The organism is Agrobacterium cavarae (assembly GCF_004310285.1).
GTDB lineage: Bacteria > Pseudomonadota > Alphaproteobacteria > Rhizobiales > Rhizobiaceae > Agrobacterium > Agrobacterium cavarae.
This window is the reverse complement of record NZ_SISF01000027.1, coordinates 87378-110840: the sequence shown is the minus strand read 5'-3', so window position 1 is coordinate 110840 and position 23463 is coordinate 87378. Positions and strand designations below refer to the sequence as shown.

Genomic DNA, 23463 nt, shown 5'->3' with positions numbered 1-23463 from the left:
ATTTCACTCAGGACTACATCATGGTCAGACATCTCTCACTGCCTTCTTTTTCCCGACGCAAGCTGCTGGTCACGGCGTCGATCGCAGCCTCCGCGGCGCTCTTCCTTTCGGCCACGGCACCGCTGCCAGTACAGGCAGCGGACCGCCCGCATGATGGCGGCGATATCACATTCCTCATCGACTCCCTCGGCGATACATGGATTCCCAACAACAGCGCCATATCGAGCTTTCAGGGCCACATCTGGGGCCATGTCACCGACAAGCTCGTCTATGTCGATGCCGAGGGTAAGGTAAGCCCGTGGATCGCTGAGACGTGGGAGCAGAACGACACGGCGACGGAGTTCACGCTTCACCTGAAGAGCGGCGTGACCTTTTCGGATGGCGAGCCTCTGGACGCCAATGCCGTCGTTGCCAATCTCAACATCTGGTATGCGGGCCGCAAGAACGAAGGCATCAACCCTATCGGTCTCTTCCCCAAGACCTATGACCGCGCCGAAGCCGTGGATGCGAAAACGGTGAAGGTCTTCTTCAAAAAGCCAACGCTCGGCTTCATTCCGACGCTCGGCTATCACGGCTCGATCCTCATCTCTCCCAAGACGATCGCCCAGCCTGCAAGCGTCCAGGCGGACCTCAGCAAAACGGTTGGCAGCGGCCCCTATGTGGTGGAAAGCTGGAAGGAGGGCGATCATGTCACCCTCGTCAAGCGCAAGGATTACAACTGGGGGCCCGCTGCGGTCGGCCATACGGGTCCTGCCTATCTCGACAGCATTACCTATAAGCTCGTCTCAGAGCCGTCGCTGCGCGTGGCATCGGTTCAGTCCGGCCAGGCGGATGTCGCCTATAATGCCTCTCCGCAGGAACTGAAATCGCTGAAGGAGGAAGGCTTTACCGTTGCCACGCCGCGTTACCTCGGCTTCGTCAATGGCTGGGCAGTCAACACCAAGCTTGCGCCTTACGACGATGTGAAGGTTCGCCAGGCGCTCCAGGCGGCGATCAACCGCCAGGAGATCATCGACACCGTTTATACACCGGACTGGAAGCTCGCGACCTCGTTCATTCAAAGCAATGTGCCAGGCGCGACCGACCATAGTGACCTGCTCGTCTATAACCCCGACAAGGCGGAAAAGCTTCTGGATGAAGCGGGCTGGGTCAAGGGCGCGAACGGTGTGCGCGTCAAGGATGGCAAACCGCTGGAGATCACCCTTCACTCCAATCCCTATCTTGCAACCTCCAAGTCGGTCGATGAGCTGATCGCCCAGCAGCTTGGCAAGGTGGGCTGGAAGGTTAATATCCGCGCTTACGATGTCGTGACCTTCGGCGAGAAGGTCAAATTCGGCGGGTCTGCGGTTCCTGCTTACGAAGTCACGCGCAGCTTCATTGACGCAGGCACGGTCGCCAGCATCCTGACCAATGCCAATAATGGTGAAAACTGGTTTGCACTGGATGAGCGCGACAGCGTGCTGAACGAGCTACGCGACAAGATCGCCGGTGCGGGCTCAATCGAAGAGCGCAAGCCGCTGCTCGACGAGCTGCAGCGATATGTCCTGGAGCAGGGCTACTTCATTCCGAGGACGCAGATCGTTCAGCGCATCTACGTTCAGTCACCGAAGCTGAAGGGCGAAGTGTATAACGGCATTGCCTATGCCAGCTACTACACCGCCTATCTTTCCGACCTGTCCGAGTGAGATGAAAGCCAGGAGGTGACGTTATGAGCAATGCATACCTTACCTACGCCGCGAAGCGGCTCGGCCAGGCGATCATCGTCATCCTTCTGGCCTATGTCTTCACCTTCGTGGTCGTCAGCATCTTGCCTGGCGACCCGATCACAAGCGTGCTGCGCAATCCGCAAAACGGCTTTACCGAACAGGAAATCGCCGAGATCATTACGGCGCAGGGGCTGGACAAGCCGATCCTCGTCCAGCTCTGGAACTCGCTTTCGGCCTTTCTGACCGGCGATCTCGGCATGTCGATGCGCTCCAATCGGCCGGTTGCGACGCTGATCGCCGAAGTCCTGCCCTCGACGCTGGTCCTTGCCGCCTCGGGCATTACGGTTGCGCTGATCCTGGCCTTTGCCGTGGCTTACGGAACGCAGGTTGTGCCGAAGAAGTACGGGCAAGGATTGCTTCGCGCCTTTCCCTCCCTTTTTCTATCGACGCCGAATTTTGTCATCGGGCTGTTCCTGATCCATCTCTTCGGCTTTCAGCTCAGACTGTTCCGCGTCATTGAGCCTGACAGCTTCTGGGCGACTTTCTTCGCTGCCGTTACCATCGGCATCCCATTTTCGGCGCAAATCGCCGAAGTGCTGATCGCCAATCTGGATCACGAAGCCGAGCAAGATTATGCAGCAGTCGCCCGCAGCCGCGGCATTGCGCCTTCTGGCCTCTTTACCAGCCACCTTCTCAAACCCGCAGCCCTCCCGGTCGTCACCGTCATCGCTCTGACGGTGGGCGAACTTCTCGGCAACTCGCTCATAACCGAGACCGTCTTCGGCCGTACCGGGATCGGCAGTCTGGTGCAGCGGTCGGTCAGCACGCAGGACCTACCGGTTTTACAAGCCATCGTATCGCTCGGCGCTGTCGTCTTCGTCGTCGTTAATCTGATCGCAGATCTCCTCTATCCGCTTCTCGATCCAAGGGTGAAACTCATCGTCGACCGCAAGCGCCGCCAGAGGGCTGGCGATGAGGCTTCACCCACATTGGAAGCAGGAGCAAAGTCATGAGCCTCTTTTCCGATACCATCCCCGTCACCACCCCTCTGGAAAGACTGAAAAACCTCAACATTCCTGTGACGGTCGCCCTCTCCTTTCTGGTCATCGCAATCGTCATTGCCTGGTCGGTCGCGCCTCAGCTCTTCACCAGCCACAGCCCGATCAACGGCGTGCCGGCGAACAAGCTGCTTGCCCCAAGTCTGGAACACTGGTTCGGAACGGACCATCTGGGGCGCGATGTCTATTCGCGCGTCGTCTATGGCACAGCGTCATCCGTCTCCAGCGCGCTCGTAGCCGTGGTGATAGGTGTCGTCATTGGAGGGCTGATCGGCCTTCTGGCCGGATTTTTCGGCGGCTGGGTCGATGTCGTCTTTGCCCGCTTTGTCGATGTGCTGCTGTCGATCCCGAAATTCCTGCTCGCTGTCATCGTCGTCACCGCCATCGGCTTCGAAACCATCAACGCTGCGATCGCAACGGGCATATCGGCGATTGCCTTTTTTGCCCGCGTCGCACGCGCCGAAGTCATCAAGACGCGTCAGGCAACCTTTGTGGAGGCATCCTTTCTGCTCGGCGGCTCGCGTGGTTTTATCGTCCTTCGTCACGTCCTTCCTAATGCCTCCCGCTCCATGCTGCCGCTTGCGGTGCTGCAATTCGGCGAGTCGATTCTCGTCATCGCCAGCCTTGCCTTCCTTGGCTATGGCGACCCACCACCCTCCTCCGACTGGGGCCTGCTGATCTCGATCGGCAAGGACTATCTTAAATGGCCCTGGCTCGTTTATGCGCCCGCGTTCGTAACGATCGTGACCGTCCTCTCTGCAAACAGGATCAGCCGATGGCTTCGCAAATCGCATTGAAACCCGTCTTTCAGAAAACCGATTTCACCGCTCCAACACGCGTGCCGGCGACATCTCTGCTGCAAGTGGAAGAGCTCTCGGTCTCCTATGGCCGGCAAGAAGTCGTCCATCATGTCGGCTTCGATATCCGGCAGGGCGAGAGCCTCGCACTGATCGGAGAATCAGGCTCTGGCAAATCCACGATCGCCAAGGCGGTGCTCAGGCTTCTGCCCAATGGGGCAAGCGCCTCCGGTCGTGTCCTCTTTGAGAGGCAAGATATTCTCGGACTTTCGGAGCGTCGTTTCAGGCCACTTCGGGGCCGTGACATAGGCTTTGTTCCGCAGGAGCCGGCGAACGCACTGAATCCCGTGAGGACGATCGGATCGCAGGCTCAGGAGGCTGCTGCCTTGTCTGATCAAGCCGACCCGGCAGCCCGCAAATCACTCATCCTCGATACATTGGCAAAAGTCGGTCTCGACAACCCGCAGCGCGTCTTCGAGTCCTATCCGCACCAGCTTTCAGGCGGCATGTTGCAACGCGTGTTGATCGCTCTGGCCATTCTGCCACGACCTTCGCTTCTGGTTGCCGACGAGCCGACCTCGGCGCTCGACGTCACCGTGCAGAAACGTATCCTCGATCTGCTATCCCGGCTGAAGGAAGATCTGAACATCAGCATGCTGCTCATCACCCACGATCTTGCGATCGCAGGAGAGCGGGCCGAAAGCCTGATCGTGCTGAAGAATGGTACCGTGCAGGAGGCGGGGCGAACATCTGCCGTCTTCTCCTCACCAACCTCGTCCTATGCCCGGAAGCTGCATGGCGATGTTCCCGCGCTCAATCCGAGCCGCTATGCGACCTTGCGCGATCCCGGCTTCGATCGCCTCGGCAATAAGGGTAAGACAAAGATTTCGGTCAACGGCGTGACCAAGCGCTTTTCCGTCGACGGCAAGATCTTGACGGCGGTGGACAACATCTCCTTCTCGGTTGCCGCCGGCACGACCCACGCGCTGGTCGGCGAATCCGGTTCCGGCAAGACGACGACGATCCGCCTGCTGCTGGGGCTGGACGAGCCGGAAACTGGTTCGATCACTGTCGCAGGAGAGGTAATCGGAAGCAGGGACGTTTCATCGCTCCGATCCGTCTGGCGGCATCTTCAATTGGTCTATCAAAACCCGTTCACCTCGCTCGATCCCACATGGAAGGTCGAGCAGCTCGTTCGCGAGCCGCTGGATCGTTTCCAGATCGGCACGCGCCAAGAGCGCGCTGCCGCCATCAGGCAAGCGCTTACCGATGTCGGCTTGAGCGAGCATCTGCTACAGCGCAAGCCTTCCGCCCTTTCCGGCGGGCAGCGTCAACGGGTGGCGATCGCCCGCGCCCTCGTTCTCAAACCGGACGTGATCGTTCTGGATGAACCGACCTCGGCTCTCGATGTCAGCGTCCAGGCCGATATTGTCGAGGTCCTCTTATCGCTCCAGGCAAAGCTCGGCCTGACCTATGTCTTCGTCTCGCACGATCTGGCGCTGGTTCGTCAGCTCGCGCATACCGTTTCGGTGATGCAGAAGGGGCGCATCGTCGAACACGGCACCGTTTCAGACATCTTCGGCAATCCAAAGCACGACTACACTGTGTCGCTTTTGAACTCGATCCCGTCCGGCACGGCTGGAACGTCCATTCCTCCGGCTGCCCGGTCTGCCCGACAGAAGGAGTACACCGCATGAATATGGCGGCACCCTCTCTCAACCTTCCCGCTTCCTTCCGGCCAAAGCAGCGGCTCGGCTTCAATACGCGGGTCTCGTTCAATGACGATGACGGACCGGCGGAGGGGTTGAGGCAGGGTATCGAACTGTTCAAGCAGGCGGAAAGGCTGGGCTATCAATCCGGCTGGGCCTATCAACGCCATTTCGACCACTACCTGTCTTCGCCGCTGCCCTTCTTTGCTGCCGCCGGACAACATACGCGCCACATCACGCTTGGCTCGGCGGTCATTCCCATGCGCTACCAAGACCCAATCCTTCTGGCCGAGGCGGCAGGCACCACCGATCTTCTGATCGGCGGGCGCCTGGAAATTGCCCTTGCGACGGGAGCAAACGGGGCATTCGACGCGATTTTCGGTGCCGTCGAGACAGACGCCAGAACAGAGGCAAAGCGCCGTCAGTCCCGCTTCCTCGCTGCCATCTCCGGGGATGTGCTGCACACGGTCACGGACAAGGACAAAGGCGCTGCTCCAGGGGCTGAGTTGCGCGTTACGCCACACAGTCCCACCTTGCGAAACCGCATCCGGCAAGGCTCTTCCAGCATCGCCTCGGCGATCCAGGCCGCCGAACTCGGTATTGGCCTGATTTGCGGAACGGTCCTGCACGATCAGGAGGACGGAGAAAGCTTCGGCCACTATCAGGCAAGGATCATCGAGGCTTATCGCAGTCACTGGCTTCGCCTCTGGAAGACGACGCCGCCGCCGGTTGCCGTGGCGGCATCCATTTTGGTCAGCACGACCCCGGAACTACGTGCGACCTATGCAGCCTATGACCTCGAGCGCCGCACGGCAGGCATCGGCGCGTCCCGCCCGAAGGGCGCGCTGCTGCCAGCCGCCCCACCGTCGGGCGCGATTATTTCTCCTGTCTTTCAAGGCAAGCCGGATGAGGTGATAGATAAGGTTTTCAGCGATCCGGGCCTTGCAGCGGCAGACGAACTTGTGCTGTTCCTGCCTCCTGCCTTTGGGCTGCCCGAAAATATCAGATTGCTGACGGACTTCGTCACCACAGTCGCGCCCTCTCTGGGATGGCAGGCCATGCACTATCAGCACGCATAGGAACAGCAACGCCGCCGAGTTTTCACCCGCGGAAGACAGGCTGGCAATATTTTCTACAATTTCCATAGAAAAAGAAAGACCTGTCTTCCTCGTTCGCCCACGGCCCTCTAGCCTTCACGCAGATTCACAGAGACCTCAAGGAGCTCCCATGGCTGCCGAATTCATCAGCGTCAGTTTCCCCAACGCGTCCAACGATTTGAACCCAATTCCCGATGCAGCAGTCGATCCGCAATTTTTGGAACGCTATGCGCGCGCACTGGACGACTACGGCTTCAACTATACTCTTATCCCGTATTCGTCCTCGTCATTCGATCCTTTCACGATTGGAGCGACGGTGCTTGCGCATACGAAGAACATCAAGATCATCGTCGCGCTCAGACCGAACACCGTGTACCCGACGGTGGCGGCCAAATCGCTTGCTACACTCGATCAGTTGAGCGGCGGGCGCGTCGTCGTTCACTTCATTGCCGGCGGCAGCGATGAAGAGCAGGCGCGTGAAGGCGACTTCCTCAACAAGGAAGAGCGTTATGAGCGCCAGGAGGAGTATATTCGCATTCTTCGGCTGGCATGGACTTCAAAAGAGCCTTTCGACTTCGATGGCAAATATTACCAATTCAAGCAGTTCCGCAGCTCCGTTCGCCCGACCAATGGCGTGATTCCGATCTCGCTCGGAGGCTCGTCCGATGCTGCCTATCGCATCGGCGGTTCGCTCTGCGATATCTTCGGCCTCTGGGGTGAGCCTCTGAAAGAAACCAAGGAACAGATCGACCGCATCTATGCCGAAGCGGCAAAGGCGGGCCGAACGGATCGCCCGCGCATCTGGGTCACCTTCCGCCCCATCGTGGCAGAGACCGATGACCTTGCCTGGGAGAAGGCGCATCGCGTGCTCGACCAGTTGAACGCAAACCGCCAGAAGGGTCTCTCCCGCAGTCCTCTCAATGCGGCGACGCCAGCCAATATCGGCTCCCAACGGCTTCTCGATATCGCCAAACGCGGCGATGTGCATGACCGGGCGCTCTGGTACCCCACCGTGACTGCTACCAATGCAAGCGGCGCGACGACGGCGCTTGTTGGATCGCCCCGTACCATCGCAGACTCCATTCTCGATTACATCGATCTCGGCTGCGATCTGATCTCTATCCGCGGCTATGACAATTATAACGATGCCGTCGATTACGGCCGATACATCCTGCCGCTAGTGCGCGACGGCATCCGCGAGCGCGAGGACGCCAAGAGCAAGGCGGCCGCCGCCTGAGCGCCATGCAGCAACTATACCGTCCGGTGCCTCAATCGGACGGATTTTCCTTTCAAGTCAACGAGGTGGCCGCAGCGAAACACTGCGTCGCTCTCTCAGCCATAAGGTCGCTCCCACATGTCTTACGAACCCATGACACTCGAGCACGCCGTTCGTGAGGTGGCTGCGGCAGCCCCGGAATCCGATCGCACCGGCGCATTCCCCTGGGCCGGCATACGCGCGGTGCATCGGGCGGGTCTTCTCGAAAGCACCGTGGCTACGCGCTATGGCGGTCAGGGCGGCACACTCAGCACGTCGGCGCACATTCTCGCCGCATTGGGGCGCGGCGATCCCTCGGTCGCACTCATCACCGCCATGACCCTGTTCAATCATCTGGCCCAGGCAAAGAGAGGACATTGGCCTGAGGGGCTTTATAAGGAGCTGTTGTCGAAGGCCAGGCAAAAGCCGCTTCTGCTGAACGCCGCTCGCGTTGAACCCGAACTCGGGTCGCCCGCACGCGGCGGCCTTCCAGCCACCGTTGCAAGGAAGACGGCGAATGGCTGGTCAATCTCCGGTCGCAAACGTTTCGTCACGGGCGCGCATGGTCTCACACATTTTCTCGTCTGGGCGCATACGGATGAGCACCAGCCGCGTGTTGGAACCTTCGTCGTTCCAAACGGCCTGCCCGGTATTACCATTATCGAGAACTGGAAAAGTCTTGGAATGCGGGCGACCGGCTCGCACGACGTCGAGTATAGCAATGTCGAGATCCCGGCGGAACACGTACTTGATCTCGTCGATCCGTCGGTTGCCGAACAGGATAATCGCGGCCATGCCGCCATGACGCTTGCGCTGACAGCGATCTATCTCGGCGCGGCGGAAGCTGCTCAGGAGGCTTTCATCCGCTTCGCCCACGAGCGCGTTCCAACCAATCTTGGCCGTCCCATTGCCAAGACCGAGCGCTTCATCACGCTTTCCGGTGAAATCGACCTTCTGGTGTCCGGGGCGCGCCAGATCATCTTCGGGGCGCTCGATGGCGATCTGAGCGATGCCGAGCGCCTGATCCGCGCGCGGCTTCTTGCAGGACGCCAGATCAGGGAAGCGGTTCAGATCGCCGTTCGCGGCATCGGCAATCCCGGCCTCAACGAAGACCTCGGCCTCGAACGCCACTTCCGCAACGTTCAATCCGTCCTCGTCCACGCCCCCCAGGAAGACACTTCTGTTGCGATCCTTGGCAAGGCTGCCTTTGACCGCTGGGACAAGGCCGAAACCGAGCAGGCATTGCCTCCCAAACTCGCCATCGCCAAAACCGCCTAACCTGCATAATCAAATCGTAAGAGGCGTCCGCGCCAAAAAATGGATCTTCAATGAGCAATAATCTGATCGTCGGATTTTCCGGCAATACCACCCGTCCGTCCAGCACAAGACGGTTTGTCGAAACTGTCACCGAAGCTTTGGCCAAGCGCGTCGGCCTTGGCCACATCGTTTTGGATGTCGTGGAGCTTGGACTGTCATTGCTCTCCGCTCGCTCGGTAGCCGACCTGGATCCACATGCGCGAAGGCTGGTAGAAACCATCATCGACGCAGAGGCCCTCGTTATCGGCTCACCAACATACAAGGGTAGTTATACGGGTCTATTCAAACACGTTATCGATCTGCTCGCCCCCGCAGATCTACGGGGCAAGCCCGTGTTATTGACTGCTACGGGCGGAGGCGACCGCCATTCTCTCATGGTCGAGCATCAACTCCGGCCCCTCTTCGCCTTCTTCGAAGCCTTCGTTACTCCAACGGCAATCTACGCGTCGAGCCGTGATTTCGCAGAGGGCGTCCCTTCTCCCAGCGTCACCGCGCGCGTGGACCAAGCGATCAACGAAGCCAGTCTGCTGCTTCAACATCGCTCCCTACGGACCGTAGAGGCGGCAGAGTAATTCGCGAATTCCTCGACCCGTCGCCGCGCAAGCGCGGCGGTCGGAAACGAGCGATCGGCACCCGAGCTTGCCGCTAATGATCGCTGGTCACTGGACTTCGTGTCGGATCAACTCACCGATGGTCGCAGGTTCCGGGTGCTGACCGTCGTTGACGATTGCACCAGGGAATGCCTGGGTCTCGTCGCCGATACGTCTCTTTCCGGCCTGCGGGTTGCCCGTGAGCTGGACCGGATCATCGAGGGACGAGGCAAGCCGAAGATGATCGTCAGCGATAATGGCAGCGAGTTCACCAGCAACGCGATCCTGCAATGGACGGATCGGACCAAGGTGGAATGGCACTACATCGCGCCTGGCAAGCCGATCAAGAACGCCTTCATCGAAAGCTTCAATGGGCGGCTGCGAGACGAGTTCCTGAATGAAACGCTCTTCTCATCACTGTCCCATGCTCGATCGGCGCTTTCAAACTGGCGCAGCGATTACAACGGTCATCGACCGCATTCCGGTCTCGGCTGGCTGACACCGGCCGAGTTCGCCCAGACCATCAACCCGCGACGTGATGCGGTGCTGCGCGGCCGGAGTGGCTCCGCACCGCAACCCGCCGCTACCGCACCAAATACAGCAACCCAAAACCACTGGAGCGAACTCAAAACTGGATAAAACTTGGGGGCAAGGTCAGTGAGGCGCCATCATCTCGCTGATGGCGGTGCCTTCGAAAAGTACTCTTTAAAACCTGAACATTGAAGCTTGCATAGCGGCGGCCTGAAACCGGGTAGCAACCCCGCGGAGCAAGCCAACAGACTACGCCCAGGACCCTGCTCGCTGACAAAGGCTACGACGCCGACTGGTTTCGAGACGCATTGGCAAAACGTGAGATCACCGCCTGCACTCCATCATAGACAATTCGCAAGGCGATCGTCCCGCATAATCTGGAGCTCTATAAAAACACGCCAAAAGATCGAGAACATGTTCAGTCTGCTCAAGGACTGCCGCAGGATCCATACACGATAAAGCCGCTGCGCCCACGCTTTCTTTCCAGGCACTCGTAGCGCCGCAGTCGTAATCTTTTGGCTCTGATTTAACGAGGCCTGAGCTAGCGTGACTCGACCACCAAAATCCGCTCAAGCGACGGCGTCGTAGACTGACAGGAAGTCGGAAACTGTCTTTAGGCAGAGTTCCTTCTCCTCAACATGCGGCATGTGGCTGGACTCCTCGAAGAGCACCCAGCGGATGTCCGCAACGCGCTCGCGATAGGGACGCACGACTTCCGGTGTGGCTTCATCATAGGCACCGGAAATCAAAAGTGTCGGGGCCTTGATCCGCTCAAGCCGGTCCTCGATCGTCCAGTCTTTCATCGTGCCGATGACGTGGAACTCGGTCGGGCCATTCATGTTGCGGTAGACGGTGTTGTCCTCATCCATGGCAGCGAACGTACGCGCAACGTCTTCGGGCCAGGGTGTCACCCGGCAGACATGGCGGTCATAGAAAACGCGAGAGGCGGCAATGTAGTCCGGATGCGTCAGCGTGCCGGCCTCCTCATGGGCAAGCAGAATTTCCTGTACGTCGACCGGAAGATCGCGGCGCAGACGATTGGCTTCCGCGACCCAGGTATGCATGTTGGCCGGCGAGTTGGCGATGACCAGCGCCTTTAATCCCTGCGGCTGGCGCACCGCATGTTCCGCGCCGAGCATGCCGCCCCAGGACTGACCGAGGAAAGCGTATCGATCCGCGATGCCAAGATGGGCCAGTAGCGCATCCAGCTCTTCGAGAAAGAGAGGAACTGTCCAGAAATCAGCACCCTTTTCCGGCAGACGGGTCGATTTGCCATTGCCAAGCTGGTCGTAGTGGATCACAGCGCGCCCGTCGAGCGCCGCAATGTCTTTGAAACTATCGACGTAGTCGTGCGTGCAGCCTGGACCGCCATGCGCGACGACCAACGGCAGCCTGGCTGCTTCCAGGTCACCGGTAACGCGATACCAGGTCCGATAGTCACGGAATGAAAGATAGCCTTCTCGGGTTTGAACGGATGTCAGTTTGGCGCTCCCTGGATGCGATGATCATGGAGCAGTAAGATAGGCGAATGACTGCCGGGGCGGCAGCTATCACAACTGATAGGGTTGGGGTGACCTACAGCATCGGCCCAAAATCGTAATCGATTTTCGGATTAGCACGATGCGTCGATTCAAAGAGCTAGAGCGCTGTGCATCCAAACGGACGCACAGCGCTCTAGGCGCGCGGTTGGTCGAACATGCGAAGATGCGCCGCGCGAGCGACCGCCTGCGTGCGGTTCCGCGCGCCGAGCTTGCGAGTTGCGGCATTGAGATGCATGACCACAGTCGGCACGGCCCTGTCGATCAGGCGGGATATCTCCTTGGCCGAATACCCTTCCGCCGAATAGCGCAGGCATTCGCGCTCGCGCGCGGTCAGGCGCGGCAGGCTGGACAAAGCCCGTTCCCTGCCGATGCGTAGCGCCGCGGTGCGCTGAAAGAGATGTGCCACCAGATTGAAATCGCCCATACAAAGCTGTACGTCGCGCTCCAGCCTCACCGGGTCGCCTGCACGAATGCCGGTTACAGTGGCGTAATCGCCGCCCGGCAGATGGATCGGCACAGTCACTCCCGCCGTCAGTCCTCGTTCCCAGAGAAATTCAGCGACGGGCACGGTTTCTTCGTTCATGAAAGCGTGAATAAGCGTCTTCGCCTTTGGGTCATAGTTCCAAAAGAATGGCCCTGTCGTGCTAAGCGCCACATGCTGCACGGGGTCGTGACGGAAGTAGCCGCGTTGGCACCAATAATCACGCATCGTCTCGTCGACGTTGCGCAGTTCCAGCACAGTCGGGATTATCAGTTGGCCGCTAAGATCATAGCGACCGGGCGTATAATCGTAGATCAGCGTATCGAAGCCATAGTTCTGCATGGCTAGGAAAAGTTGATCGATCTGATCGTCTAGGCTCGTTGCCGCAGCAAACCGCCCTTCGACATCTTTAACGTCCATGCCGACCTCTCGTGGCTCCACGCCCAATTTTAAACCTGCCATTTGGACATCTTCACCCTATCACTTCTGATAGCTAGTGTAGAGCCCGAATTGCTCTAGAAATAATCCTGCATAAATGTTGTGCAGACGCGAGAAAAATCATGTGGCGCAAAATCGAACCGGACGAGAGACACGAGCTGACGATCCAGGGTTATCGCGTCGTAGCCTATGTTTTCGGCGACGGTCCGGAAACCGTGCTTTGCTTGAACGGTGGACCGGGTCTACCTTGCGACTATCTGCGTGAGGCGCATTCCTGTCTGATCGACAGCGGCTTCCGCGTGGTCGCCTTCGACCAGCTCGGCACTGGCGCATCCGAGCGCCCAGAAGACAAGGGCCTCTGGACCATTGAACGCTACGTTGAGGAGACGGAAGCAGTGCGCCAGACGCTGGGGCTCGGGCGGGTCCACCTGCTCGGCCATTCGTGGGGCGGATGGCTTGCCATCGACTACACGCTGACCTTTCCGGACGCCGTCAAGAGCTTGATCCTGGCCGATACCGTTGCCGACATGCCGCATTTTGCCAGCGAATTGGAACGTTTGCGTGCCGCACTCGGATCTGAGACCGTTGCGATGATGCAGGCGCATGAGGCAGCAGGGTCCTATGATCACCCGGAATATCTCGCGGCCATCACCCTTTTGAACTATCGCCATGTATGCCGCCTGTCCGAATGGCCAGCTCCTGTCAACCAGTCGCTGCAAGACTGGAATATGGAACCCTACATGGCCATGCAGGGGCCGAACGAATTCCTCTATATCGGCAATATGAAGGACTGGAACCGCATTCCGGACCTACCGAAGATCAAAGCGCCGGTGCTGATCGTCGTCGGCGAGCATGATGAGCTCACGCCGGCATGCGCGCTGCGTATGAAGAACGCCCTGCCCGATGGCGCTCGGATCAATGTCGTGCGCAATGCCAGCCATATGCCCTTCTACGAAAATCCGGAGGGTTACTACCCGCCGCTGCTCTCCTTCCTGGAGGATGTAAAAGGCTGATGCTACACCGCTATCGCTTCATTCTAGCAAGACCCTTGCAGTTCCTGCCGGTGATCGTCGGTGTTTCCATCATCACCTTCGTCCTGGTCCGGTTGATCCCTGGCGATCCGGCGCGCGTTTTGCTCGGCACCAAGGCGACGCCGGAAGCCATAGCCAATATCCGCTCGCAATTTGGCCTCGATCAACCGATCTGGCAGCAATATTTTTACTTCATCAAAAACCTGATGCATGGAGAGATGGGCCGCTCGATCACCTTCAAGATCGATGTGCTGCAACTCATCGCAAATCGCATCGAGCCGACGCTGGCGCTTGTGTTCTCTTCGGTGCTCCTGTCTGTCCTGATTGCCGTGCCACTGGCAGCTGTCGCTGCGCGTAACGAAGGCCAGCTTATCGACCACACGGTGCGCGTCGTATCCACTTTCGGGATCGGCCTTCCATCCTTCTGGCTAGCGCTGATGCTGATCCTGCTGTTTTCGGTGAGCATTCCGCTCCTGCCCGTTTCAGGCTACGGCAATACACTGTCAGACAAGCTCACACATCTTGTGCTGCCATCGCTGACTATCGCTCTATCGCTGTCCACAGTGCTGATGCGCTCGCTGCGCGCATCGATGATTGACTGGCTAAAATCTGATGTCGCAACCGCCGCCCGAGCCCGGGGCATGCCCGAGCATGTCGTTTTTTGGCGCCATGTCGTGCCGAATGCCGTGGTTCCGACGATCAATCTTCTGGCCGTCAATATCGGCTGGCTGATCGGCGGAACGGTCGTCGTCGAAAGCGTCTTCGCTTTGCCAGGCATGGGCCAGTTACTGGTGCGGGCTATATTCTCGCGCGATTACATGGTTGTCCAGGGCGTGGCGATGGTGTTCGCCTGTGCCACCGTCCTCGTCAACTTCCTGGCTGACATCGCCACCGTCGCTGCAGACCCGCGGGTGAAGCTATGAGCGGGGGCACGCTCACGGCCCGCAACGACACGCTCTATGCCGGGCTCGCCATCCTAGGCCTGTTCGTGCTGATGGCACTCTTTGCGCCGCTTGTCGCGCCCTACGATCCGATCTTTCAAGATGCTGGGGCACGGCTCATGGCCCCCGGCCTTGCTCACCCCTTCGGCACTGACAATTTTGGCCGCGATATCCTTTCGCGCGTCATCCATTCGGCACGTGTCGATCTCCAGATGGCGTTGATCGGGGTCGCCTTCCCTTTTGTCATCGGCACGGTCATCGGCGCTGTTTCCGGTTTCCTTGGCGGATTGGTCGATGCAGTCCTGATGCGGCTGATCGACGTGATCCTCGCCTTTCCTTTCCTGGTTCTTATGCTGTCTATCATCGCCATTCTCGGACCGGGCCTCGGCAGCTTCTATATCGCTATGGCGCTGGTCGGCTGGGTGTCATATGCGCGCCTCATCCGCGCGCAGATCCTTGTGCTCAAAAATAGCGATTACGCCATGGCTGCGGAGAGCCTTGGCTTCTCGCGCCCACGCGTCCTTTTCCGCCACCTCCTACCTAATGCGATTGCGGGATCGATTGTTTTTTCCATGTCCGATGTGGTGCTGGTTCTGCTGTCTGGCGCAGCGATCAGCTATCTCGGCCTTGGCGTTCAGCCACCTACGGCCGAATGGGGGGTGATGGTTGCGGAAGGCCAGAGCTTCGTGACGCAGGCCTGGTGGATAACGCTCTTCCCAGGGCTTTCCATCGTCGTACTGGCTTTCGGCTTCTCCCTCATCGGCGATGGGCTGGCCAAGCAACTGGGAGTGAACGGATGACCACAGACGTGCTCACCCAACACCCTCTCCTCTCCGTTTGTGATCTTTCGGTTGCGGTCGAGACGACCGAGGGAACACGCTCCCTTCTCGACAGGGTTTCCATCGATATCGCGCGTGGAGAGGTTCTAGGGCTCGTCGGGGAAAGTGGTTCCGGCAAGAGCCTGCTCTGCCGCACGCTCGTAGGTTTGATGCCATCGCGCACTATTCACCGCACCGGCGGCTCGATCCTGTTCGACGGACAGGAGCTCGCCGACACAGACGAGAAGACGCTGCAAGCAGTCCGTGGCGCCCGGATCGGTCTGATCTTCCAAAACCCGGCGAGCCATCTCGATCCGGTCATGCGCATCGGCGACCAGATCCTTGAAGGCATAGTCTATCATCAACATCTTTCGCGTGAGGTGGCGAAGTCGCTGGCACTCGACATCATGGGCCAGGTTGGCTTTACCGATCCGCCCCGCCAGTTTGGCAGCTATGCGCACGAGTTCTCCGGCGGGATGCGGCAAAGGGCGATGATTGCGATTGCGCTTGCCTGCAACCCGGATATCCTGATCGCCGATGAGCCGACGACGGCGCTTGACGTCACAATCCAGGCGCAGATCCTTCATCTTCTGCTGGACCTGCGCGATAAGCGCGGGCTCTCCATCATTCTTGTCACGCACGATCTCGGTGTCGTCGCCCAGACGTGCGACCGTATCGCTGTGATGCGAAACGGTCGTATTGTTGAGACCGGCGAGAAGCGGCAGATCCTGAAGACACCGCAAGCCGACTACACCAAGATGCTGATATCCAGCCATCCGTCCATGCTGATTGAAGCGGCCAAGACTACGGTTGACGTCGCACGACATGCAGACATTCGACCGCTGATCGAGATCGACGATCTTTCCGTGTGTTTTCCTGCCAGTAGCGGGCTGCTTTCGAAGCGCAAGCACTTCAGTGCCGTAGATGGCATATCGCTCCAGATCTGGCAGGGGGATACGGTCGGCATCGTCGGAGAAAGCGGATCAGGCAAGTCGACGCTGGCTCGGGCTATGCTCGGACTGACGCCCGCCTCGTCCGGCCATGTCAGCTTCGCTGGCGCAAGCCTCCGCCTCCATCGTACAAAGGCACTACGCGCGCTTAGAACCCAGGCTGCGATGGTCTTCCAGGACCCTTACAATTCCCTCAATCCACGAATGACGATCGGTGAGACGCTTTCCGAAGTCTTGAAAGTCCAGAAGAGGATTCCCCCCGCCCAGATACCGGAGAGGATAAATGAACTTCTCGATCTCGTGGAACTAGACCGCAGCTTCGCGCAACGCAAGCCGCGCACGATGAGTGGTGGGCAGTGCCAGCGTGCCGGCATCGCTCGCGCACTCGCCATTGATCCGCGCGTCATCGTCGCCGACGAATGTATCGCCGCTCTCGACGTCACGATACAGGCGCAGATCGTCGCCCTTTTCCGCAAGCTGGTTGCGACGATGGATCTGACACTGGTGTTTATCGCACATGATCTGCCGGTCGTCCGCTCGCTCTGCCAGCGGGTCGTCGTCATGCACCGAGGCCGCATCGTAGAGGAAGGTTTGTCTGAAGATGTCTTCGCCAGACCATCCGGAGCCTATACGGCCGGTCTCATAGAGGCCATTCCCGATATCGACCCGGACAAGCCGCTGTCGAGACACTCCAAAATATAATAACCACCAGAGGATCGTTCACATGCAGTTTAAAATGACAAAAGCCAAAATCGCCGCCTTCGCCGCCATCCTCTCCTTGTCGGCCTCCTACGCAGAGGCCGCGGGTGTCCTGACCATCGGTCGCAATGAGGACTCCACCACTTTCGACCCGATCAAGTCGGCACAGAACGTCGATAACTGGGTCTTTTCCAACGTCTTTGACGTGCTCGTACGTGTCGATGCCTCGGGGACCAAACTGCTGCCCGGCCTTGCCGAAAGCTGGACTGTTTCCGACGATGGTCTGACCTACACGTTTAAACTGCGTGACGCGAAATTCTCCGATGGCAGCCCAGTTACGGCCGACGACGCTGCTTTCTCGCTGACACGCATCCGTGACGACAAGGGCTCGCTTTGGGCTGACAGTTTTAAGATCATTGATACCGCCACGGCGGCAGACGACAAGACACTGGTCGTCAAGCTGAAAAGCAAGTCGGTACCCTTTATCACCATGATGGCGCTGCCGAATGCTTCCGTCCTGCCGAAGAAGATCGTAGAAGCCAATCCCGACGCCTTTGCCGAAAAGCCAGTCGGCTCCGGCGCCTTCGCGGTTGAAGACTGGAAGCGAGGCGATCGCATCATCTTGAAGAAAAACCCGAATTATTGGGATGCCGGCCATGTCAGCCTCGACGGCGTCGAATGGATCGTTATTCCCGACGACAATACGCGCATGCTGAACGTCCAAACCGGTCAGATAGACGTGGCGATCACCGTCCCCTTCTCCCGCGTTGCCGAGATGAAGAAGAATCCGGACCTGACAGTGCGCATGGATCCCTCGACGCGTGAAGATCATCTGCTGATCAACCACGAGCACGGCGCACTTGCCAAGAAGGAAGTGCGCGAAGCGCTTGATCTTGCAATCGACAAGAAGGCGATTGTTGAAGCCGCCACGTTCGGCCTCGGCGAAGTCGCCAACTCCTATATCCCGAAGGGTGCGCTTTATCACTATGCCGACAATCTCCAGCGCCCATACGATCCGGAAAAGGCCAAGCAGATGCTGAAAGCGGCAGGTGCCGAAGACTTGACGCTGAACTATATTGTCAACGCCGGTAAGGAGACCGACGAGCAGATAGCGGTCCTCCTTCAGCAGCAACTCGCCAAAGCGGGTGTGACGGCCAATCTGCAGAAGGTCGACTCCAGCCAGAGCTGGGATATGTTGATCGCCGGCGATTACGACATTTCAGTCATGTACTGGACAAATGACATTCTCGACCCTGACCAGAAGACGACCTTCGTACTCGGCCACGACACGAACATGAACTACATGACGCGCTACAAGAACGACAAAGTGAAGGATCTGGTCGCCGCCGCGCGTCTCGAAACGGACCCTGCCAAGCGCGAGGCCATGTATGTCGAGCTACAGAAGACAGCCAAGGCAGACGTGAACTGGATCGACCTCTATTACAGCCCCTATATCAACGTGATGCGCAAGAACGTTTCCAACTTCTACCAGAACCCACTCGGCCGCTTCTTCCTCGAAGACACCGTGAAGAACTGAGCAGATCAAAGGTTTGTCCGCGGAGACTTACTTCTCCGCGGACGACAAATTATGTCCAAGACAATTAGGACATCAGTATCGGCTCCGAAAAAGGCCCTTGATATTCCGATCGATGTCCTGCGAGCCCTGAGCGTGGCTTTCCAAGATCAACGTCGCAAGCAAGCAGACGGTGGCGACAATAGGCGTGACATTGCGTCACGCGACGCCATGCGTCCTTGGAAGCTCTTGAGATGAGCTTACTATGCACTCCATCGACTCTATGAAGTGGTAATGCCTGCCCGGAACATCGGGCTACATTGCTAAGTTCGAGGGTCCTCAGTGATGGAGTCACCATGACCTTCCTCGGCCTCGAAGCAGAAATGCTGGCGCGAATACAGTTCGCGTTCACCGTCTCATTCCATTTTCTCTTTCCCGCGTTCTCGATCGGGACAGCGAGCTACCTCGCCGTTCTAAACGCACTATGGCTGTGGAAGCGGGACGAGGCCTACCTGAAGCTCTTCGAATACTGGAAGACTATCTTCGCAGTGACCTTCGCGATGGGCGTCGTGTCTGGGATCGTCATGAGCTATCAATTCGGCACGAACTGGTCCGCGTTTTCAGACAAAGCCGGACCTGTTATCGGACCGCTGATGGGTTACGAGGTCCTGACGGCGTTTTTCCTTGAGGCGGGCTTCCTCGGTATCGCGCTGTTTGGCCGCAAGCGTGTTGGCGACACCGCGCATATGGTGGCGGTCGCCATGGTAGCTGTAGGCACGCTGATTTCCGCAACGTGGATCACGTCGGCCAACAGTTGGATGCACACGCCAGCTGGCTTCAGCGTCGACGCGAACGGCATTTTCGTGCCTGAAGATTGGTGGAGGATCATCTTCAACCCTTCCTTCCCCTACAGAATGACCCATACCGTGCTGGCAGCCTTCCTGACCACGGCCTTTGCCGTGGGCGCGGTCGGCGCCTGGCACTTGCTGAAGGATCGGACGAACCGCCAGGCCCGCATCATGTTCTCGATGGCGATGTGGATGGCGGCGATCGTCACGCCCGTTCAGATTTTCGTCGGCGACCTGCATGGCCTGAACACGCTCGAAAATCAGCCAGCGAAGATCGCAGCTATGGAGGGACACTACGAGACTCATGAGGAAGGCGCCCCTCTTGTCCTCTTCGGCATACCGGACGACGAAGCAGAGACCACTCGCTACGCGATCGAGATTCCCAAGCTCGGCTCGCTGATCCTGACGCACTCGTTGGACGGCGAGATCAAGGGTCTGAAGGAATGGCCGCGCGACCAACGTCCGCCGGCGCTCATGCCGTTCATGACCTTCCGGATCATGGTCGGCCTCGGTTTCCTGATGCTCGGTGTCGGGATCTGGTCGCTATGGGCCCGCTGGAAAGGAACGCTCTATGACACGCCATCGCTTCATCGTGTCGCGGTGGCCATGGGCGGCTCCGGTTTCGTGGCCGTCCTTGCCGGCTGGTACACGACTGAAGTCGGTCGTCAGCCTTGGACGGTCTACGGGCATCTGCGAACTGCCGAGAGCCTGTCGCCGGTTTCCGCTCCCGCAGTCGGGACCTCGCTGCTTATCTTCATCGCGGTGTATTTTGTCGTCTTCGGCGTGGGCGTCTACTACCTGCTGAAGCTTATGCGACGTCCGCCAACTCCGCTCGACACGGATCAGGAACTTGACGCCGGCCCGATCCGGACGGCAGGCATCGTGCCCGGCGCAACGCAGGATCATTCGCTTGGAGGCCGCCATGGACATTGATCTTTCCTTCGTCTGGGCGGGGATCATCGCCTTCGCCGTCCTCGCCTATGTTGTACTGGACGGTTTCGACCTCGGGATCGGCATCGTCTTCCCGTTCTTCCGAAAGCGTCGCGACCGCGACGTCATGACGAATTCGATAGCTCCCGTCTGGGACGGCAACGAAACATGGCTGGTTCTCGGGGGCGGCGGCCTCATGGCCGTGTTCCCGCTAGCCTACGCAATCATCATGCCAGCGCTCTATATGCCGATCATACTGATGCTGGTCAGCCTTATCTTCCGAGGCGTCGCATTCGAGTTTCGATGGCGAACCCACCATGAATCCCATCTTTGGGATTTTGGTTTCTGGATCGGGTCTTCGGTAGCAGCTCTCATGCAAGGCATTTCTCTCGGCGCACTTGTGCAGGGCGTTGCGGTCGCCGGTAGGCAATACGCAGGCGGCTGGTGGGACTGGCTCACACCCTTCTCAATCCTGACCGGCGTCGCCGTTCTCACAGGCTACGCGCTGCTCGGCGTTACATGGCTCAATCTCAAGACTTCGGGCGATATACAGGCGCGGTCGGCAAAGCTCGCGCGTCCCCTAAGCCTGGCGCTTCTGGCGCTGATTGCCATCGTGTCGCTCTGGACACCGTTCATCAACCGGATCTACTTCGAACGCTGGTTCGCCTGGCCCACCGCCTTTTTCTCGGCCTTGGTACCGTTGCTGCTAGCGGCTTGTGCTTTTGCGCTTTGGAGCGGGCTGACCCAAGGGAAGCACCTGCAGCCGTTCTTGTCGGCGCTCGGCGTGTTCGTGTTGAGCTTTGTCGGACTTGGGATCAGCTTCTATCCATACATGATCCCAGGTGTCCTGACGATCAAGGAAGCGGCCGCACCAGAGAGTTCGATGAAGTTCCTGCTCGTCGGCGCCGTGATACTGGTCCCCATGATCCTTGCCTATACCGCTTACGCCTACTGGGTCTTCCGCGGAAAGATCGATCCGGAAGAAGGATATCACTGATGGCCGAGGCCCTTCGCAAGACGGCCTGGTTTATCGCCCTATGGCTGGCCGGCGTCGGTACTGTCGCGATGATCGGGCTCGTCATCCGCCTGTTTTTGAAATAGCTCAGCTGCCCTCTCAGTGAAGCATGCGGAAACATTGGAGATGAGCCACGAGCGAGCTCTAAGGCGACCAGCCGTTTCTCAGAAACGCCGAAGCACTCCGGCGCTCGGCCTCTGCAATGACAGGTGCATTGCAGCGGCGGCCTTGTTTAAAAGCCCCCAGGACTGAGCGCGATCAGGGATGGAATGACGTCGCTTGAGCGATCTTCTCACAAGAAACGTGATCTAGCGCTTTCACGTTTTAGCCTTACGCGCTCTGCAGCATCAGCATCGGCGCTAAGATCTGAAGCGAGCTTCGAAAAATCGCGATGGGTACACTAAATTGACCGCATCGCGCTTTAGCGCCTTGAGGTGGTGCGAGGTTCGAGTGCATCCAGTGCATCAGCATTGTCCCTCCCCCAGCCATAGAGCATCTCTACGGGCTCGACGAAACGATTGCCTAAATCGGTCAGTCGATATTCGACGGCCGGTGGTCTTGTTGAATGCACATGGCGCGAGACCAGACCTGAACGCTCCATCTCCTTCAAAGTTTGCGTGAGCATTTTCTTTGAGATGCCCGGCAGGCTGCGTTCCAGCACGCCGGTCCTGGCCGTACCTTGGTGAAGCTTATGCAGCGTATGCAGGATCATGCTCGTCCATTTCGTCGAGAAAAGTTCCAGCACCCGGCGGGGCGCGCAGTCCTCGCGCCACTCTTCCTCATCGCTGCCCGGCCTCATGTAGTCACCTCTTGGTATCTATGTCCCCAACTGGTGCCGTCTGGATGTCGAGCGACTGGACGCCCAACTCTACCGAGATCGCAAGTGGAGTATCATCATGGTTAGAACAGCATTGGTCGTTGGTGCAAGCGGGATCGTCGGCGGCGCGACCTCAGAGCTTTTGCTGAAAGAAGGCTGGAAAGTCTATGGTTTGGCAAGACGTCCAAAGGATCACGCACAGATCATTCCCGTCGCTGCCGACCTGCAGGATGCGCGCCAAACAGCACAGGCGCTGAGCGATGTGAAGCCTGATGCCGTCTTCATCAGCACATGGGCGCGTCAGGAGACCGAGGCAGAAAATATCCGTGTGAACTCGTCCATGGTCCGGAATCTGCTGCATGGTCTGAGCTCGAGCAATCCCAACATGCACGTGGCGTTGGTCACCGGCCTGAAGCACTATCTCGGTCCCTTTGAGGCCTATGGCAATGGCACCTTGCCGCAAACCCCATTTCGTGAAGAACAGGGCCGGCTTGATGTCGAGAACTTCTATTACGCGCAGGAAGATGAGCTTTTTGCTGCCGCCAACCGTGATGGGTTTACTTGGAGCGTGCACCGTCCGCATACAGTCATAGGGCAGGCCGTTGGCAATGCCATGAACATGGGAACAACCCTTGCCGTCTATGCTACCATCTGCCGAGAGACGGGACGTCCTTTCCGCTTTCCCGGGTCTTCGGCCCAATGGTACGGTCTGAGCGACATGACAGACGCCAACCTCTTGGCGAAGCATTTGCTGTGGACGGTAGAGACACCGCAGGCCCACAACGAGGCGTTCAATGTGGTCAATGGAGACATATTCCGCTGGAAGTGGATGTGGGAGCGGATCGCCAACTGGTTTGACATTGAGCCTGCCGAGTTCGATGGCACCATGAGTCCTCTTCTAGAGCAGATGAGTGAGGATGCTGCGATCTGGAGCGACATCGCGAAACGCGACAGCCTGGTGGAGTCCGACATCGACCGCCTCGCATCTCCATGGCACACCGATGCGGATCTGGGTCGTCCCATCGAGGTGGTCACCGACATGGGCAAAAGCCGACGTCTGGGCTTCAGAGAATATCAACCCACAGACGATGCGTTTTTCGCCCTTTTCGAGAGCTTGCGTAAAAACCGCCTTATTCCATGAAGGAGAGGATTGCTGCTAGAGCGCCGGGCGTCCTATTGGACGCCCAAGGGACGCTTACCCTTTTTGAATCGACGCATCGTGCTTTCCGAAAATCGAGTCCGATTTTCGGGCCGATGCTGTCGCTCGATCGCGAGATTCTACCGCTTCAAAAGTCACGACAAATTATTCGAGTGAAAAAGTAAGGCCGCGGTGAAAAGCCAATGGATGAAGGATAGATCGTGCCGAGGTTTAGCGGAATTG

At 58.5% G+C, this 23463-nt stretch carries 19 protein-coding genes and 1 pseudogene; 17 read left to right on the top strand and 3 right to left on the bottom strand.

The genetic code is table 11. The features are described from left to right. Positions 1–20: 20 nt before the first annotated feature. The 9 genes and pseudogenes from EYC79_RS08185 to EYC79_RS08145 all read left to right on the top strand — a co-directional run. Positions 21–1685: an ABC transporter substrate-binding protein gene (locus EYC79_RS08185; protein ID WP_130977632.1), complete on the top strand. Its 1665-nt coding sequence runs from the start codon at positions 21–23 to the stop codon at positions 1683–1685. A 23-nt stretch (positions 1686–1708) separates the two neighbouring features. Beyond that, a complete protein-coding gene (locus tag EYC79_RS08180; protein ID WP_130977631.1) occupies positions 1709–2719 on the top strand; it encodes an ABC transporter permease in 1011 nt (336 codons plus the stop codon). Next, positions 2716–3561, top strand: a complete 846-nt coding sequence (locus tag EYC79_RS08175; RefSeq protein WP_112360859.1) for an ABC transporter permease — start codon at positions 2716–2718, stop codon at positions 3559–3561. Before EYC79_RS08180 ends, EYC79_RS08175 begins: the two co-directional genes overlap by 4 nt. Beyond that, a complete protein-coding gene (locus EYC79_RS08170) occupies positions 3540–5258 on the top strand; it encodes a dipeptide ABC transporter ATP-binding protein (RefSeq protein ID WP_130977630.1) in 1719 nt (572 codons plus the stop codon). Before EYC79_RS08175 ends, EYC79_RS08170 begins: the two co-directional genes overlap by 22 nt. Next, positions 5255–6349, top strand: coding sequence for an LLM class flavin-dependent oxidoreductase (locus EYC79_RS08165; RefSeq protein WP_130977629.1), 1095 nt, complete (start codon positions 5255–5257; stop codon positions 6347–6349). The genes EYC79_RS08170 and EYC79_RS08165 overlap by 4 nt, the downstream gene beginning before the upstream one ends. A gap of 148 nt (positions 6350–6497) precedes the next feature. Then, positions 6498–7604: an LLM class flavin-dependent oxidoreductase gene (locus EYC79_RS08160; protein ID WP_130977628.1), complete on the top strand. Its 1107-nt coding sequence runs from the start codon at positions 6498–6500 to the stop codon at positions 7602–7604. A 117-nt stretch (positions 7605–7721) separates the two neighbouring features. Next, positions 7722–8900, top strand: coding sequence for an acyl-CoA dehydrogenase family protein (locus tag EYC79_RS08155; protein ID WP_130977627.1), 1179 nt, complete (start codon positions 7722–7724; stop codon positions 8898–8900). A 50-nt stretch (positions 8901–8950) separates the two neighbouring features. Next, positions 8951–9511 carry an NAD(P)H-dependent oxidoreductase gene (locus tag EYC79_RS08150; protein ID WP_130977626.1) on the top strand — a complete coding sequence of 187 codons (561 nt, stop codon included), beginning with the start codon at positions 8951–8953 and terminating at the stop codon, positions 9509–9511. Between the two features lie 26 nt (positions 9512–9537). Continuing rightward, a pseudogene (locus EYC79_RS08145) lies at positions 9538–10168 on the top strand (IS3 family transposase); the annotation flags it as partial. A 461-nt stretch (positions 10169–10629) separates the two neighbouring features. Here EYC79_RS08145 and EYC79_RS08140 read toward each other — a convergent pair. Next, entirely contained in the window at positions 10630–11541 is a 912-nt protein-coding gene (locus tag EYC79_RS08140) for a proline iminopeptidase-family hydrolase (protein WP_130977625.1), read from the bottom strand. A gap of 193 nt (positions 11542–11734) precedes the next feature. Next, positions 11735–12502, bottom strand: coding sequence for a LuxR family transcriptional regulator (locus EYC79_RS08135; RefSeq protein ID WP_062441865.1), 768 nt, complete (start codon positions 12500–12502; stop codon positions 11735–11737). A 140-nt stretch (positions 12503–12642) separates the two neighbouring features. Here EYC79_RS08135 and EYC79_RS08130 point away from each other — a divergent pair, with 140 nt between their 5' ends. From EYC79_RS08130 to cydB, 7 genes are all read left to right on the top strand, one after another. After that, positions 12643–13533 (top strand): proline iminopeptidase-family hydrolase, encoded by an 891-nt coding sequence (locus EYC79_RS08130; RefSeq protein ID WP_130977624.1) that lies wholly within the window; start codon positions 12643–12645, stop codon positions 13531–13533. Further along, entirely contained in the window at positions 13533–14474 is a 942-nt protein-coding gene (locus EYC79_RS08125; RefSeq protein ID WP_130977623.1) for an ABC transporter permease, read from the top strand. Before EYC79_RS08130 ends, EYC79_RS08125 begins: the two co-directional genes overlap by 1 nt. After that, positions 14471–15292 (top strand): ABC transporter permease, encoded by an 822-nt coding sequence (locus EYC79_RS08120; RefSeq protein ID WP_130977622.1) that lies wholly within the window; start codon positions 14471–14473, stop codon positions 15290–15292. Before EYC79_RS08125 ends, EYC79_RS08120 begins: the two co-directional genes overlap by 4 nt. Continuing rightward, complete coding sequence (locus EYC79_RS08115) at positions 15289–16962, top strand: dipeptide ABC transporter ATP-binding protein (RefSeq protein ID WP_130977621.1); 1674 nt, start codon at positions 15289–15291, stop codon at positions 16960–16962. The genes EYC79_RS08120 and EYC79_RS08115 overlap by 4 nt, the downstream gene beginning before the upstream one ends. A gap of 34 nt (positions 16963–16996) precedes the next feature. Continuing rightward, positions 16997–18496, top strand: coding sequence for an ABC transporter substrate-binding protein (locus tag EYC79_RS08110; protein WP_245495224.1), 1500 nt, complete (start codon positions 16997–16999; stop codon positions 18494–18496). A gap of 332 nt (positions 18497–18828) precedes the next feature. Further along, a complete protein-coding gene (locus EYC79_RS08105; RefSeq protein WP_130977619.1) occupies positions 18829–20253 on the top strand; it encodes a cytochrome ubiquinol oxidase subunit I in 1425 nt (474 codons plus the stop codon). Next, on the top strand, positions 20243–21247 hold the full coding sequence (cydB, locus tag EYC79_RS08100) for a cytochrome d ubiquinol oxidase subunit II (protein WP_130977618.1): 1005 nt from the start codon (positions 20243–20245) through the stop codon (positions 21245–21247). Before EYC79_RS08105 ends, cydB begins: the two co-directional genes overlap by 11 nt. A 439-nt stretch (positions 21248–21686) precedes the next feature. On the opposite strand, the gene EYC79_RS08090 is transcribed toward cydB, so the two are convergent. Further along, positions 21687–22064, bottom strand: a complete 378-nt coding sequence (locus EYC79_RS08090) for a winged helix-turn-helix transcriptional regulator (RefSeq protein WP_062424421.1) — start codon at positions 22062–22064, stop codon at positions 21687–21689. Positions 22065–22161: 97 nt separating this feature from the next. Between EYC79_RS08090 and EYC79_RS08085 the strand changes: the two genes are divergently transcribed. Beyond that, a complete protein-coding gene (locus tag EYC79_RS08085; RefSeq protein ID WP_130977617.1) occupies positions 22162–23223 on the top strand; it encodes an SDR family oxidoreductase in 1062 nt (353 codons plus the stop codon). The last annotated feature ends 240 nt before the right edge of the window (positions 23224–23463 follow it).

Excerpts from the sequence above, each read along its gene's own strand:
- EYC79_RS08185 (WP_130977632.1), top strand. The coding sequence starts at position 21 with ATGGTCAGACATCTCTCACTGCCTTCTTTTTCCCGACGCAAGCTGCTG.
- EYC79_RS08180 (WP_130977631.1), top strand. The coding sequence starts at position 1,709 with ATGAGCAATGCATACCTTACCTACGCCGCGAAGCGGCTCGGCCAGGCG.
- EYC79_RS08175 (WP_112360859.1), top strand. The coding sequence starts at position 2,716 with ATGAGCCTCTTTTCCGATACCATCCCCGTCACCACCCCTCTGGAAAGA.
- EYC79_RS08170 (WP_130977630.1), top strand. The coding sequence starts at position 3,540 with ATGGCTTCGCAAATCGCATTGAAACCCGTCTTTCAGAAAACCGATTTC.
- EYC79_RS08165 (WP_130977629.1), top strand. The coding sequence starts at position 5,255 with ATGAATATGGCGGCACCCTCTCTCAACCTTCCCGCTTCCTTCCGGCCA.
- EYC79_RS08160 (WP_130977628.1), top strand. The coding sequence starts at position 6,498 with ATGGCTGCCGAATTCATCAGCGTCAGTTTCCCCAACGCGTCCAACGAT.
- EYC79_RS08155 (WP_130977627.1), top strand. The coding sequence starts at position 7,722 with ATGTCTTACGAACCCATGACACTCGAGCACGCCGTTCGTGAGGTGGCT.
- EYC79_RS08150 (WP_130977626.1), top strand. The coding sequence starts at position 8,951 with ATGAGCAATAATCTGATCGTCGGATTTTCCGGCAATACCACCCGTCCG.
- EYC79_RS08135 (WP_062441865.1), bottom strand. The coding sequence starts at position 12,502 with ATGGACGTTAAAGATGTCGAAGGGCGGTTTGCTGCGGCAACGAGCCTA.
- EYC79_RS08130 (WP_130977624.1), top strand. The coding sequence starts at position 12,643 with ATGTGGCGCAAAATCGAACCGGACGAGAGACACGAGCTGACGATCCAG.
- EYC79_RS08125 (WP_130977623.1), top strand. The coding sequence starts at position 13,533 with ATGCTACACCGCTATCGCTTCATTCTAGCAAGACCCTTGCAGTTCCTG.
- EYC79_RS08120 (WP_130977622.1), top strand. The coding sequence starts at position 14,471 with ATGAGCGGGGGCACGCTCACGGCCCGCAACGACACGCTCTATGCCGGG.
- EYC79_RS08115 (WP_130977621.1), top strand. The coding sequence starts at position 15,289 with ATGACCACAGACGTGCTCACCCAACACCCTCTCCTCTCCGTTTGTGAT.
- EYC79_RS08110 (WP_245495224.1), top strand. The coding sequence starts at position 16,997 with ATGACAAAAGCCAAAATCGCCGCCTTCGCCGCCATCCTCTCCTTGTCG.
- EYC79_RS08105 (WP_130977619.1), top strand. The coding sequence starts at position 18,829 with ATGACCTTCCTCGGCCTCGAAGCAGAAATGCTGGCGCGAATACAGTTC.
- cydB (WP_130977618.1), top strand. The coding sequence starts at position 20,243 with ATGGACATTGATCTTTCCTTCGTCTGGGCGGGGATCATCGCCTTCGCC.
- EYC79_RS08090 (WP_062424421.1), bottom strand. The coding sequence starts at position 22,064 with ATGAGGCCGGGCAGCGATGAGGAAGAGTGGCGCGAGGACTGCGCGCCC.
- EYC79_RS08085 (WP_130977617.1), top strand. The coding sequence starts at position 22,162 with ATGGTTAGAACAGCATTGGTCGTTGGTGCAAGCGGGATCGTCGGCGGC.